Source organism: Neisseria sp. P0001.S005, from assembly GCF_051963715.1.
In genome coordinates this window covers 13,431-27,139 of the sequence record NZ_JBQCTZ010000033.1, presented here as the reverse complement: position 1 = coordinate 27,139, position 13,709 = coordinate 13,431, and the positions used below count along the sequence as shown (strand labels likewise).

Annotated in this window: 11 protein-coding genes; all 11 read right to left on the bottom strand. The window is 49.5% G+C overall.

Going from position 1 to position 13,709, the window contains the following annotated elements; all coding sequences use genetic code 11:
- Window positions 1–216: 216 nt before the first annotated feature.
- Window positions 217–1,137, bottom strand: coding sequence for a 4-hydroxybenzoate octaprenyltransferase (ubiA, locus tag ACTHSP_RS06665; protein WP_070504760.1), 921 nt, complete (start codon window positions 1,135–1,137; stop codon window positions 217–219).
- 173 nt (window positions 1,138–1,310) lie between these two features.
- Entirely contained in the window at window positions 1,311–1,805 is a 495-nt protein-coding gene (locus tag ACTHSP_RS06660) for a chorismate--pyruvate lyase family protein (RefSeq protein WP_004520063.1), read from the bottom strand.
- Window positions 1,795–2,451 (bottom strand): dethiobiotin synthase, encoded by a 657-nt coding sequence (gene bioD / locus ACTHSP_RS06655; RefSeq protein ID WP_004520062.1) that lies wholly within the window; start codon window positions 2,449–2,451, stop codon window positions 1,795–1,797. Before bioD ends, ACTHSP_RS06660 begins: the two co-directional genes overlap by 11 nt.
- Window positions 2,448–3,737, bottom strand: a complete 1,290-nt coding sequence (gene bioA / locus ACTHSP_RS06650; protein ID WP_440345849.1) for an adenosylmethionine--8-amino-7-oxononanoate transaminase — start codon at window positions 3,735–3,737, stop codon at window positions 2,448–2,450. Before bioA ends, bioD begins: the two co-directional genes overlap by 4 nt.
- 52 nt (window positions 3,738–3,789) lie before the next feature.
- A complete protein-coding gene (locus ACTHSP_RS06645; RefSeq protein WP_070625512.1) occupies window positions 3,790–4,695 on the bottom strand; it encodes a DMT family transporter in 906 nt (301 codons plus the stop codon).
- Window positions 4,696–4,889: 194 nt separating this feature from the next.
- Window positions 4,890–6,092 (bottom strand): tryptophan synthase subunit beta, encoded by a 1,203-nt coding sequence (trpB, locus tag ACTHSP_RS06640; RefSeq protein ID WP_049322854.1) that lies wholly within the window; start codon window positions 6,090–6,092, stop codon window positions 4,890–4,892.
- A gap of 111 nt (window positions 6,093–6,203) precedes the next feature.
- Entirely contained in the window at window positions 6,204–6,614 is a 411-nt protein-coding gene (locus ACTHSP_RS06635; RefSeq protein ID WP_314512021.1) for a hypothetical protein, read from the bottom strand.
- A gap of 4 nt (window positions 6,615–6,618) precedes the next feature.
- Window positions 6,619–7,221, bottom strand: coding sequence for a DNA glycosylase (locus tag ACTHSP_RS06630; protein WP_070625528.1), 603 nt, complete (start codon window positions 7,219–7,221; stop codon window positions 6,619–6,621).
- A 36-nt stretch (window positions 7,222–7,257) separates the two neighbouring features.
- Window positions 7,258–7,878, bottom strand: a complete 621-nt coding sequence (locus ACTHSP_RS06625) for a phosphoribosylanthranilate isomerase (protein ID WP_314512023.1) — start codon at window positions 7,876–7,878, stop codon at window positions 7,258–7,260.
- A 102-nt stretch (window positions 7,879–7,980) separates the two neighbouring features.
- Window positions 7,981–11,100 carry an Mbeg1-like protein gene (locus ACTHSP_RS06620; protein ID WP_314512025.1) on the bottom strand — a complete coding sequence of 1,040 codons (3,120 nt, stop codon included), beginning with the start codon at window positions 11,098–11,100 and terminating at the stop codon, window positions 7,981–7,983.
- Window positions 11,101–11,415: 315 nt separating this feature from the next.
- Window positions 11,416–13,638, bottom strand: coding sequence for a DNA internalization-related competence protein ComEC/Rec2 (locus ACTHSP_RS06615; RefSeq protein WP_285071028.1), 2,223 nt, complete (start codon window positions 13,636–13,638; stop codon window positions 11,416–11,418).
- Between the last annotated feature and the right edge of the window lie 71 nt (window positions 13,639–13,709).

Here is a 13,709-nt window from a genome sequence, read left to right as displayed (position 1 = left end):
CAAATCTCAATCCTGAAGGCGTAATTTACACTCGCCCTGCTAACATTTTCCATGTTGTTTTTGATATTTTTTAACGAACTGGAAATAATCCAACCATTTGATTATAATTAATTTAAAGTAAAAATTCCATCATTGGCTAAATCATGGTTTAAATAAAAAGGGGTATGTCCGGCATACCCCTTTTCCCTTCTTTTCAGACGGCCTCAACCTAGTTTTTTAAAACAATTTGGAAACCAAAAACAACCAGAAATAATGGCAGACCAATCCGCAAAACCACGCCAAGCCGATGCGGTTGTTGGCCAAAAATGTTTGGAAGCACAACTGGCGGTCGCGCGTACGGATAGCGGCATACTGCTGATACTGCCAATAAACGGTTATCGGCAATACCAGCCAATAAGGCCAAGTTGCGCCGATTTTAATACCCAGCACCACCATCAATACGGTAAACCAAAAATGGCAAAGCATAGAGGCGGTAATATCGTGATGACCAAATGTGATTGCCGAAGTTTTAATACCGATTTTCAAATCATCTTCTTTGTCCGCCATGGCATAAATCGTGTCGTAAGCCAGCGTCCATAAGGCATTAGCGGTAAACATCAGCCATGCTTCGGGAGGCACTCGGCCTTGCACGGCGGCAAAGGCCATGGGAATACCGAACGAAAATGCCAGCCCCAAATAAAACTGCGGCAATGGAAAAAAGCGTTTGGTGAAAGGATATGTGATGGCCAAAAATAAGGCCGGAAGGCTCATCAGCCAAGTAAAACGGTTGAGCGGCACCAAGCATAAAGCCGCCATCAGACACAGCATGACGGTCAAAAGCAGCGCTTCGGTTTTAGAAACCAAACCTTTGGCAAACGGGCGGTTTTTGGTGCGCTCTACTGCACCGTCAAAATTGCGGTCGGCAAAGTCATTCACGACGCAACCTGCGCTGCGCATTAGAAATGTGCCTGCGGTAAAGGCAATAAAAATATCCGCGTCGGGAACGCCTTTAGACGCAATCCACAATGCCCAATAAGTCGGCCACAGCAAAAGCAGTGTACCAATGGGTTTGTCGACGCGCATCAGCTTGGCGTATATCACCATCCGTCCGACAGCGTAACGCGGTAGAATTTGTAGGAAAAATCGCCTTATGTTCATTGATGTAATGTGTCGTTGTTTATATATCGATTCGGAAGGAAAGGTTTTTTAGAGCCTTAGCTCTTATTATAATTTATTGCCGTCTAAAATTAAACAGATCTTAACAATTTAATTTATTGTATTATAACAGAATTATGACAAACATCGGTAATTGGTTTTATTTTCAGACAGCCTTAGCGGTATAAATCTATTAATTTCAATAAGAAATATTCTGTTAATTCCAATGTTTCGCCGTTCCAATCAAAATAGGAACGGCGCGCGGTAACAGGCCGTCTGAAAGATGGATGGTCGGAATCTTCAAAACGAAGAAACTCAAAATCCGAACGTTTCAACGGCAATGTACCGTCAAACAGGCGCTCGCCCAAAGGCTGCGTTCCGCAATCCAATAATTCTGTCCATAGACGGCTGTCCGGTCGGCACGCGCTTCTGGCTTGTATCACTGTTTCGCCGTCCAGTTTGAGCAAAACATCGCGTACAAAGATTTCGTCTCCGTTTTCCGCACCCTTCGTCAAACCCAAATACACCGGCTCGACTGAAAACTCCTTGCCGGAAGCGCGCAGAGCGGCAGTTAACGAAGAAACGGTCAGCAGATGTTCAGCATCAGACGACAAAAGACTTGAAGCTTCGGCATGTGAACAAAGCGTGCCACGCGGTATATCAAGCTCCATCTGACACCTCTGTTTTGGCCAACTCCTGCCATTTGGCTTCGGGAAACTCATCTTTCAGACGGCCTTTAAGATATTCCAAGGTATCGCCGGCAACGGTTTCATCTTTACTGTCGTGAATATGGTTGAAAATCAGACTATGCAATTGGATGCCGTATTGTTTGAGCGCGGAGAAGCTGAGCAGGGTGTGGTTGATGCTACCGAGCCGTCCGCTGGTAACGAGGATGACGGGATAAGCCTGTTGCTGAATATAATCAATGGTCAACAAATCTTCCGTCAGCGGAACCATCAATCCGCCCGCGCCTTCGACCAAAACGATTTCGTATTGCGTCGCCAACTCTTGAGTGGTGGTACGGATTTTATCCAAATCCAAAGCCCTGCCGTCAAGACGGGCGGCGAGATGGGGCGAGGCTGGATAGCTGAAGATTTCGGGCATGGTCAGCCCTTGTTTGTCGGCTTCCTGCATGGGTATGCCCATGATTTTGCGGTGGACGACGATGTCTTCGGCAATGTCTTGGCAACCGGTTTGCACGGGCTTTTGCGTAATCACGCTTTTACCCTGCTGCAACAATTGTTTTGCCAACACGCCGGTGACGACGGTTTTGCCGATGTCCGTGTCTATGCCACTAACGAAGTAAACGCCTTTCATTTGCTGTGTTCCTTCAAGATTTGTACGGTTTTGTCGGCAAGTTCGGTCAAGAGGTCGTCTGGAATAATGTAAGGCGGCATGAGATACACCAGCCTGCCGAAGGGGCGCACCCAAATTCCTTGCGCCACGCAATCCGCTTGAAAACGCGCCATATCCACGCCTTTTTCCAACTCGATCACCCCGATGGCACCCAAAACGCGTACGTCCTTCACGCCGCGAATGTCCCATGCAGCTTTCAGACGGCCTTTTAAGATGCTTTCGATGCGGCGGATATTTGCCTGCCAGTCTTGAGACAAAAGCAGCTTGACCGAGGCGCAGGCAACGGCACACGCCAGCGGGTTCGCCATAAATGTCGGCCCGTGCATAAATACGCCCGCTTCGCCGCGCGAAATCGTTTCGGTGACTTTTTGCGAAGTGATTGCCGCTGCCAGCGTCATATAACCGCCGCTCAAGCCCTTGCCGATACACATAATATCCGGCACAACATCCGCGTGTTCGCAGGCGAACATCTTGCCCGTGCGCCCGAATCCGGTGGCGATTTCGTCAAAAATCAACACGATATCAAACTCGTCGCACAAATCGCGCAATCCGCGAAGATACTGCGGATGATAAAAATACATGCCGCCCGCGCCCTGCACGACCGGCTCTAAAATAAAGGCGGCGATATCCGCATGATGCACTTCAAACAAGGAACGGACAGGCTGCAAATCCGCCTCGTCCCATTCATCATCGAAACGGCTTGTCGGATTATCGACAAAATAACGCTGCGGCAGAGCGCTGCCGAAAATATGGTGCATCCCCGTTTCCGGATCGCAGACGGACATCGCGTTCCAAGTATCGCCGTGATACCCGCGCCGCACCGTCGCAATATTCTGCTTCGCCGTCAAACCCCGCGCCTGCTGGTATTGCACTGCCATCTTCAGCGCAACTTCCACCGAAACCGAACCTGAATCCGCATAAAAAATACGGTCCAGCCCCTGCGGCAAAATCCTGACCAACAACTTGCCCAGCTCTACCGCAGGCTCATGCGTCAAACCGCCAAACATCACATGCGACATTTGCTTAATCTGCGCCTCAACCGCCTGATTCAAAACAGGATGATTGTAGCCGTGTATCGCACACCACCAAGACGACATCCCATCAATCAGCCGCGTACCGTCCGCCAATTCGATGTGCACGCCCTCCGCACGGCGCACCGGATAAACAGGCAACGGGTCGGTCATGGACGTATAGGGATGGAGCAGGTGGGTGCGGTCGAAATCGAGCAGGGGGGAATGTTCAGACATGTTGAAAACAATGGTTTGATCAGTTTCATTATTATATAACATATTTTCTATTTCAGACGGCACGTCTTCCGTACTGCATCAACGCCAATCCGCCCACCGCTGCCAAACAGCCAGCAACCAAAGAAACATGCAATGCCTCGCCCAAAAACCAAGCGGAACACAAAATACCGAATACCGGCACCAAAGTGATGTACGCCGCCGCGCTGCCGGCACCCAAAGTCTTCACGCCTTCAAAATACCACGCATAGCTCAAGACCGTTGCGCCGACAGACAGGCCAATCAAAGCAAACCAGCCCCTGCCGTCCATTTCGGCAAGCATACCAAACGGCAGGCCGTCTGAAATCAGCGCAGGCGGCAGCAACATCATTGCACCCAGCCAAGCGGTGGCCACGGTGACCGTCAGCGCATCAATCCCCTGCAACACCGCCCTGCCTATCATCGTATAAGTGACCAAGCAGCAAAGGCTGAAAAACACCAGCACTTCGCCCCACCCTATGCCGCCGCCCGACAAAAATGCCGCAATCTCGCCATGCGTGACCGCCCATATCGAGCCTGCCACAGCCAACAACATACCCGACACAATCTTGCCGTTGAGCTTCTCGCCAAACAGCAAAGCCGCAAAAAACATCGTCAATACAGGATTGAACGTAACCAACACCGTCGCCCTTGAAGCAGGAATCCGCTGCAAACCCAGCATAGACAACACGGTAAAACCAAATACGCCGAATGCCGCCGCCAGTGCTAATCCAAGCCATTGTTTACGCGACAAAACCGCCAAAGTACGCAATCGATACCGTGCAAACAGCCAGCCCAAAAGCAAGATTGCCGCCGTCAAAAAGCGCAGCATACCGCCCGTTAAAGGCGGCAGCGCTTGTCCCAGCATCCGCCCCATCGGCCAAGATGCGCCCCAAAACGCCGCCATGCCCAATAGTTTTAGATGGATTGCCAAATGTTTCATGGTGATGGATAACTTGAATAATCGGTTTAGAAAGCACACAAGCTCGGTTTGGAAGGATAAATTTCCTTAGCCGCCGATACTTGATAGAGTTTGCGCGGATAAAATACTACGCTGAATCATTACGGAAACAAAGGCCGTCTGAAAGACTGATATCCAGCTTTTTCAGACGGCCTTTGCTGCTCAATCAATAAGGCTTACAACTCAATGCCTTTGAGTTTCGCCACGGTATTAATGTCTTTGTCGCCGCGACCGGAGAGGTTGACCAAAATTACTTGGTCTTTGCTCATTTTCGGCGCGTTTTTCACCGCCCAAGCAACGGCATGGCTGGACTCCAGCGCAGGAATAATGCCCTCGAAACGGCAGAGTAAATCAAAGGCTTCGAGTGCTTCGTCGTCTTTGGCAACGGTGTATTCCACGCGGTTTATGTCGTTCAAATGGCTGTGTTCCGGGCCGATGCCTGGGTAGTCCAAGCCTGCGGAAACAGAGTGCGTACCCAAGACTTGACCGTTTTCGTCCTGCATCAAATAGCTGCGGAAACCGTGCAATACGCCGATAGGGGCTTTGCTGGTAATCGGTGCGGCGTGGTCGGGGGTATCCACGCCCAAACCGCCTGCTTCTACGCCGACCAAACGTACGTTTTCTTCTTCGATATAGGGATGGAACAAACCGATGGCGTTCGAGCCGCCGCCCACGCAGGCAACGGCAACATCAGGTTGGCGGCCGATGGCTTCCAACATTTGTTCTTTGGCTTCATTGCCGATCACGCATTGGAAATCGCGTACCATTTCCGGATACGGCGCAGGGCCTGCGGCAGTGCCGATGATGTAGAACGTATCATCCACACGCGCCACCCATTCGCGCATGGCTTCGTTCATCGCGTCTTTCAGCGTGCGGCTGCCGCTGTCAACGCTGACCACGTTTGCACCCAACAATTTCATACGGAACACGTTGGGCATTTGACGTTGGATATCGTCCGCGCCCATGTACACGTCGCAAGTCATGCCGAAGCGTGCAGCAACAGTTGCCGAAGCCACGCCGTGCTGGCCCGCACCGGTTTCGGCAATCACGCGTTTTTTGCCCATGCGGCGGGCGAGCAGAGCCTGACCGATGGTGTTGTTCACTTTGTGCGCGCCGGTGTGGTTCAAATCTTCACGCTTCAGCCAGATTTGTGCGCCGCCCAAATGCTCGGACAATCGCGCGGCATGGTAAACAGGGCTGGGACGGCCGACATAGTGTTTCAAATCATGGCGGAACTCTTCCCAAAATGAAGGATCTTCTTTCGCTGCTTTATAGGCTTCTGCCAATTCTTGCAAAGCAGGAATCAGGGTTTCGGAAACGTACAGGCCGCCGTGTTCGCCGAAAAAGCCGTTCTCGTCGGGAGCGTGATAATTTTTCATGGGATTTTTCCTTGTTCGTTTTATGGTTTCAGACGGCCTGATTCAGTACAAGGCCGTCTGAAAGTAAAATTGTCAGCAATTATAGCCGTTTTCCATTCATCTTGTCGGCAACTAATTGAATAATAATTTCAGCAGCCAAAATAGGAACAACAGCGTACTGCTCGATGTTGCAATCAATGCCGTACCCAACGGCGGCGCGATATATTTTTCTTCGTTTTTGTTTCTCAGACATAGTTTCAATGCCAACATCCCCAGCCACAGTGCCAGCAACCAACAACCCAAAAAGTTAAGCACAAGCAAAGCAATGATCAACTCATTGGTATTTATAGTGCTTACGTTCAAAAATATCCAATTAAGACCGTTAACAGACATAATGACTGCAGATATTTGTATCACATACAAAAGCGTTCCGCCCAGCAATACCTTTATATGCCATTGTTTGGCCTTCAGCCACACTGAGACGACATTAAAAAGCCACCACAAAGCCATAAACACCATTAAAGAGATTTCATAACGATCCATCGCCCTACTCCTGAAAAACAGTCAATCCAGCCATTTCAAAAAAAGCCCGATACGCCGCTGCTTTTTTCGCCAAACTCAAAGGATAGGCACGCGAAGTCGAAGGCAGGCGCGTCAGGGTCAAATCACGTCCAGCATATGGGAACGGTACTGTTTCGCCGGTCTTCGGCATTTTCATGCCGCTGCCTTGAATCTCCAACAAAACTTCGGTTGCCTTGCCGCCGGTGGTGCAAAGATGGCGGCACTCGGGCATTTGCGCCAATACTGCTGCCAAATCGACGGTTTCTATCACTTTTAAAAACTTATCCGAAGCATTGCCATGTTCGCGTATGGCCTTCAACACAGTCGGACAGGATGCAATCCCCTTCTCACTCAAAAACGCTTTGATTTTATCGGCATCAAACGCCTTTTCGCCCTGCTTTTGAAAATGCGCCGCATCGCCGAAAAACACCAGCCCGTACACGCGCCACATATCGTTTTGAAAATTCGGATAATGAAACTGCATCGCGTGTTTTTCTTCTTTAGGCGGAAACGTCCCCATCATCATGACCGTTGCCTGCGGCGGCAACAAGGCTGCGAAGGGGTGGGATTCAACGATTGGCTCTTGCATATCTGTATTCCGGTTGTTTTTCATTCAAACACATTTTCAGACGGCCTTTACTGCTTGAATAAACGCCGCCATTTTCTCCCTGCTCTTAATCCCACCGGAGATTTCCACGCCGCCGGACACGTCCACCGCCGCCGCGCCACAGATTTTTACCGCTTCGGCAACGTTTTCCGCAGTCAATCCACCGGCAAGTATCCACGGTTTGCCGATATTGCCGTGCAACATGGTCCAGTCGAAACTTTGTCCCGTACCGCCGTATTCAGTCGGATGATAGGCATCAAACAGCAAGGCGCGTGCATTCGGAAATTTGGCACAGGCCGTCTGAATATCGGCAGCGGACTGTACACGCACGGCCTTCAAATACGGGCGGTCAAACCGACGGCAAAAATTATCGTCTTCATCGCCGTGAAACTGAATCACATCTATCGGCACCTGACGCAAAATCTCGCGGATGGTTTGCTCGTTTTCATTCACAAACAAGGCCACCACCGATACAAACGGCGGCAGATTTTTCACAACCGCCTGCGCCTGCTCAATACTCACTGCCCGTTTACTCTTGGCGTAAAACACCAGCCCGATGGCATCTGCGCCCAATTCGGCCGCGGCCAGCGCGTCTTCAGGTCGGGTAATGCCGCAAATTTTGGTGCGTATGGTGTTCATGGGGATTGCCTTTTTAAACAGATGGGTCGGATATTATATAAGTTTAAGGCCGTCTGAACATGAAATATCAGGTTCAGACGGCCTTAAACTTTAAAACAACCATCAGCCAATAATATTGGCGGCTGTCAGCTGCGCAGCGTCTTCATTGTAGAAACGTGCAAACTCTGTGCTGCTTTCAGCTCCCGCCCCCCGATACGCCAAGGTTTTTTGGGTGCTGTTGAACACAAGATACGAGCGGTCGGGGCTGAATGTATCCACATCGCGGACAAACAAATCCGCCCAGCCGACCTGGCTTTCTTTCTCATTGAGTAGCGGACGCATGGCACTCAAATCCAACTTGTCTTTGACCGGATTGAAATCCAGCAAGTGATCCAGTTTACCCTCGCGGACATCCCATGCAGTAAATGCCACCGTATCTCTACCCTCGCCGGTAACAATGGTATCGCTACCCAGTCCGCCTGCCAGATAATCATTGCCATCGCTGCCTTTCAATACATCGTCAGCCGCGCTGCCATGCAAGGCCGCTACGCCTTTGCTATCTCCACTGATGCTGACAGACCAATCGAAGCCGTTTTTGCCTAAGTCGATTTCCTTGCCGTTTGCCGCATACGCCATCTTATCGCCCTGCTGGTGCGCCGTCATTTCCACGCCTTTGAGTGACAGGACGTTACCGGCCGCATCCTCTGTCTGAACCACGGCAAGCATGGGCCGGTCATCGGTATAAATAGTAGAGGTACCGGTTGCGTATGGCGTTTCTTGGGCATCATTACTGCTGCTACCCCATTTGTTTTCAATGCCGTCTGAAAAACCGTCTTGGTCAGAATCCATCAAATAAGGATTTTTGTAATGCTTGTCGATACGTTTACCTTGGGAGAAGTATTGTTCAAGTTCGGTATCAGACTCATAAAAGCTGGTCATATTGTGTTTGCCCCATACATCGCCGCTTTTGAAATCCAAAACCTTGGCTTTCGGATATCTGCCCAATCCTTTATGAACTTGGGACGCAGCAGCTCCAGCAGCTGCACCTGCTGCAATGCCCCATGGCCCAAAAACAAGCCCTCCCAAAAATGCACCAATACCCGCACCTGTTTTGCCTGAAAAACCATCTCCAACCCATTCGCCTTTGATTACATACGAATTGGTTTCATACAGATGGCGTGCCTGTGTTGTATCGGAGTCGTCTGTAATCTGTGTTTCCGCCATTTTATCGGCCATATCCCGTGCTTGTTTTAAGGCTTCAGGCGAGGCTTTGTCCACATTCAAAACAGCCGGATTAAACAGACTGCTGCGTTTGAAATCACTTGCCCAATCATTACGCTGTTGCATGGTATGTGCGGCAAAGTATTCTGCAAGATAGCCGCCCAACGAATGTCCGGTCGAATACACATTTTTGACATGAAGCGTATCAATATAACGGGCAATGTCATTCAGATATTTGGTTTGAGCCGGCAAATTACCGGTCATAATGTTCAAATCAGCCAAAACATCTTTAATGCTGGTAGCCTGCGTACCTCTAAACGCTACCACGACATTTTCCCAACCGCCATTTTTGTTCGCATTGCCGAAAATCGCATAATCCAAACCGCCTCCCGGACTACCTGCCTTAAGCAATGTCCATTTCCCAACCAATTCAGATACATTGGCCTGATTGCTAAAATATTTGTCGTTAATATTCTTAGCAATAGAAGCATATTGCGTATTCCACCAATAATTGCCTTTAAATACAGTATGCAAAGCAGACGGAGATTCATAAGCCAATGAAGAGAACATCCGCAAATCGCGCTCGGAAACATTCCACTCCTGCGGATTGCGGTCAATAGCATCGACCAAACCGTCGCCATCACTGTCTTTGGTAAAGATAGAATGCTGCGCCTGTTTATAACTGGGTCGGACAATATCATTGGCTCTTTTTTGAGTAGCAATATTTTCCCAATACTGCAAAGAGGCCGTCCGAAGATGCTGCCCTTGTACGGCGGCATGTGTGACGGCATGACCATCTTTATAAAGCACACGCATGGTTACGCTATCTTCGCTGGCATCATGCTCGGGATATTTGAAGATTTCAGCAACATCCATTTCCTTATCCGTGAATTTATACTTAGATACAGATGAATAGGTCTTGTGTTGCTCTTTAAGAGTCAGCGTTTCGCCTGTTTCACGAATCGTAAATACCCAATCTTTAAAGGCAGGATTACTGACGCTTGGACGAGTAGTAAGACTGATATCCTTCCTACTCAAACCTTCAAAATGAATGCTGTTATGGCCCAAATTGTCTGAAATGACATCATGGCCGCTGCCGCGGCGGAATACATAAGTATCGTCTCCGCTACCGCCTTCAAGCGTGTCATTTCCTTCACCGCCATCCAAATAATCATTACCGGCATCGCCGCGTAAAATATCGTTGCCGGTACCGCCGTAAAGTTTGTCGTCGCCATCACCCGCCAACAGCAAGTCATAGCCTGCCTCTCCGCGAAGCACATCATTGCCGCGGCCTCCGATCAAACGGTTGTTGCCGATGTTGCCGATTAAGACGTTATCGGAATGGTTGCCGAAACCGAAATAATTGCCGCTGCCGGTCAAGGTCAGATTTTCAACATGAGTCGGCAAACGGTAAGTCATACCCGTGTAGACCGTATCAATGCCGCCATTGGCTTCTTCGATAACGACATCGTTTTGACTGTCTACATAGTATGTATCGTTGCCATTACCGCCGCGCATTACGTCTGCACCGATTCCGCCGTCTAAAACATCGTCGCCTTCGTTTCCTTCCAAATAATCGTTGCCATGATCGCCACGCAAAATATCGTTGCCGTCGCCACCATAAAGTTTGTCGTCATCATCGCCTGCCAACAGCAAGTCATTACCCGCCCCTCCGTAAAGCACATCCTTGCCACGGCCAGCGCTCAAACGGTTGTTGCCGCTGTTGCCTATGAGGATGTTGTCGGAATTGTTGCCGAAACCAAAAATATTATCGTGGCCGGTCATCGTCAGGTTTTCAACATAATTCGGCAACGTATAAGTCGTATGGGTATAAACCGTATCCGTACCCTCGCCGTACCTTTCAACGATTTGGTCATTCCTGTTGTTCACAATAAAGGTATCGTTTCCTAAACCGCCGTAAAAAATATTGTGTCCCAAGCTGCCATACAGCACATCATCACGACGCGTACCGATAATCACTACGGACTCTTCGTTATTAGGTTGGTTTTGAGTTTCAGTCATTTCTTTTCCCTTTGTTAAATTTAATTTGAATGTGCAATAATGCGTTTAGATTATATAAGCAAGCTAAAAACAAGTGAATTTATTCAGCCAAACAGATTCAAAATGATTATCAAATTAACAACAGTTATAAAATGACTTTGTAATTATTACCCTATTTCTAAACTGCCTATTTTTTCATCACAATCAATTTATTCTTTATTATCAAATATCAAATCAAACTATCCACAATTAGATTCACACAAAATTTGGATAATGCCCGTCAATAAAAAATATCAAGGCCGTCTGAAAAGTCTTTCAGACGGCCTTTTAGCCTTTTTACTCAAACGGTTTCTTCTGCCAATAAAACTTATCCTTTTTCAGACGACCTTGAAATATATCGCCCTGTCCCAAAGCAAACACCAACGCGCCTGACAAATCCGTTCTCAACAAAGTAATGCCGTGCGCGCGGACACGATTTTGTACGGCAACGGTCGGATGTTTGTAGGCATTGGCATAGCCGCTGGATGCCACGGCATATTGCGGCGAAACCGTATGCAGAAAGCTGCCCGACGAAGCCGTGCTGCTGCCGTGATGGCCCAATACCAACACTTGGCTATACAGCGCATTGCCGTATTTCTCAATCAAACCGGCCTCGCCCTTCACGCCCAAATCGCCGGTTATCAACAAGGCTTTGCCGTTTGCCACGACACGCAACACGCAGCTTTGGTCGTTATCTTCCTTGCCCGTATTTTCAGACGGCCTGAGCAACTCGAAATCTACACCGTCCCATTGCCATTTGTCTTCTTGGCAAAACTCTGCATTCGGATAAAACTCAGGTTGTCCGGCAAGCAATTTATCGGTACCGACAGCCGCTACACTTTGAAAACCGCCGTCATGGTCAATATCATGGTGCGACAAAATCAGGCTGTCCAAACGGCGCACGCCCATAGCGTTCAAACTCGGAACAATACCTGTTTGCGCCACTTGTTCCGTTCCCGTATCAAACAAAAGATTGCGGTTACGCGTTTGTATCAACACCGACAAACCTTGCCCTGCATCCATCACGGTAACTCTTGCCACTCCCTCCTCCAACTTGGCAGGACGGTAAAACACAAAACCCAATAAAACCAGACATGCCCAAGGTTTCAAGCCCATTCCTTTAGGCAGCAATAACAGCAAAGCCGCCATCATCGCCAACACCAGCAAAGGCACAGGCGCCGCTGCGACGGCAAATTCAGGCGATACCGTAGCCAGCCATACCAAACCGCGTAAAGTATATTCCGCCAAAAATGCCGCTACCAACTGAACAAGTTCAAACGGAAAAACCGAACCCAGCAAAGCCAACGGCGTCAACACCCAAGAAAACCAAAGAATAGCCAGCACATTGATCAACGGACTGAGCAAAGGTAACGAAGCAAACAAATAGCCCAACAATACCACCGACAATACCGTCGCCGCCCATTGCCCCCGTACAGCCAAACGCCAACCCGACTCTTTCAGACGGCCTGATGAAGCCCAAATCAAAGCAGCAACCAAACCGAATGACAGCCAAGTTCCCACGGCCAATACAGCCAACGGGTCCAACAACAAAACAACGGCCAAAGCCTGCCACCACGCCGTCCAGCCCGAGCCGCCACTGCCACGCCACCATGCCCACGCAAACGCAGCTAACATCAACACACTGCGTTGCGTCGGCACGGAAAAACCGGCCAAAAGCGCATAAAACAAAGCACCGGCAACACCGCCGGCCAATACCCACACACGCGGTTTTGCCGGAATCCACGGCAAATAACGGAAAATTCGCTTAATCAGCCAGGCAAACAATACCGCCACCATCGTCACATGCAAGCCCGAAATACTGACCAAGTGTGTCAGCCCCAAAGGACGGAATGCCTGCCACAAAGACGGCCGCAATGCCGATTGCTCGCCAATACTCAAAGCACGCATCAGCCCTATGCCGTCTGAAAACTTAGGATACTTATTCGCCGTTCTCTGCCAACTCCGGCTTACCGCATCACGCATATTAGCCAAACCCAAACCGCCACCTTGCCGCACGATTTTCCTGTCGCGCCCCAACGTACCCATGCCATCGATACCATTGGCCAAAGCCCATGTTTCACGGTTCAAACCGCGCACATTCACTTCACCGATCACCGGCCTTACCCGCGCCGATACAGACCACCTGCTGCCCACCGCCCAATCACGCCGCTGATAATCCGACAACATCAAATCAAAAGCCTGCCCACGCTCATCCCAAGCCCTTGCCGCAAACTGCACGCGCCGACCATCATCACGCGGCATATCCGCCACTTCAACCGTCAAAACTTTAGCTGCCGCCTCCACAGGCCATTGACCAGCCAAAACCAGCCCGGTCCGCCACACTCCAAACGCCATGCCCACGCAAACAGCCAGCACCAACCAAGCCACAGCAAATCTTCGACACAACGCAAGCGTACCAATGATTACAGATAACCAAGCCCACCATGGCGGCACAAACGGCAGCGCAAACGAAAGCACTACACCAACCACCCAAACAGGCAACACAAACCGCCACACCATGAACGTTTTCCCTTAAATTATGATTATTAGATATGTAATAATAAATGCTTTTAGTAGATTATGACAAATGC